The 1,091-nt window shown below is 68.0% G+C and carries 2 protein-coding genes; both read left to right on the top strand.

What is annotated here, in order from left to right:
• The coding region (locus LQV45_RS34925; RefSeq protein WP_230012562.1) for an ABC transporter substrate-binding protein at positions 1-562 on the top strand (562 nt) is incomplete at its 5' end.
• 97 nt (positions 563-659) lie between these two features.
• Positions 660-1,091 (top strand): iron chelate uptake ABC transporter family permease subunit (locus LQV45_RS34920; RefSeq protein ID WP_230012561.1); only part of this gene is annotated, 432 nt, incomplete at its 3' end.

Genomic DNA, 1,091 nt, shown 5'->3' with positions numbered 1-1,091 from the left:
ACAGAAGGCCATCCAGGCCGAGGCCGCCGCCCGCGGCACCGGCGGCCCGGGCATCATCTACTTCAACAGGTTCAGCGGCGGCCTCAAGGTAGCCGGAAACGGCAGCTACAACGACTTCTACATCAAGCTCATCGGGGCACACAACCCCGCCACCGGCCCGCAGGGCCTTCAGGGCAAGGGCATGGTGGGCGTGGACGTCGAACAGGTCCTGGCCTGGGATCCGGAAATCATCCTGCTCGGGAACTTCGACGACGCGATGCCCACCGACGTCTACGCCAACCCGGTGTGGCAAAGCATCTCCGCCGTGCGCTCCCGCCGCGTCTACAAGGTCCCGCTGGGCGGCTACCGCTGGGATCCCCCCGGCCAGGAATCGCCACTGATGTGGCGCTGGCTCACAGATGTCAGTTTCCCCTCCGGCAACCGCTCCACTCTAAGGGACGAGACAAACGACTACTTCGACTTCCTGTACCGCTACCAGCCATCGGCGACGGAGCTGGACAAGATCCTCTGGACCGAGGCCAACGGCACCTCGGCCAACTACCGGCAGTTCGATGCTTCGTGAGGCCCAGCCTCTGACCACGGGACCCCCCGGCGGCCGGGGACCGGGGCTGCGCCAGGTCATCGGTCCATGCCTGCTCTCAGGAGCAGTCCTGGCGGCCGTGTCGGCGGTTGCACTCGCCAGCGGCCGCTACAGCGTGTCCCTGGACCATGTCGTGCAGATCCTGGCGTCGCGAATAGTTCCCTTCGGCCCGGGCCTTCCCGCGGCCGAGGAAAACGTGGTGCTGCTGGTCAGGTTGCCCCGGGTCCTGCTTGCCCTGCTGGTCGGTGGCGCCCTCGCAATCGGCGGCGCGGCCCTGCAGGCCGTGTTCCGCAACCCCCTGGTCAGCCCGGAGGTCATCGGCGTCTCCTCGGGCGCCTCCTTCGGCGGTGCCCTGGCCCTGCTGCTGGGCCTGGGCCCCGTCGCCCTCGTGGGCGGATCGTTCGGCTTCGGGCTGCTGGCACTGGGAATCGTCTTCCTCATCACGTCCGGGCGGGGCGGCGCCCACATCCTCATGGTGGTCCTCGGAGGAATCGTCACGGCCTCCTTCTTC

It is taken from the genome of Microbacterium sp. Bi128 (assembly GCF_918698205.1).
This window is presented reverse-complemented; position numbering and strand designations above follow the sequence as displayed.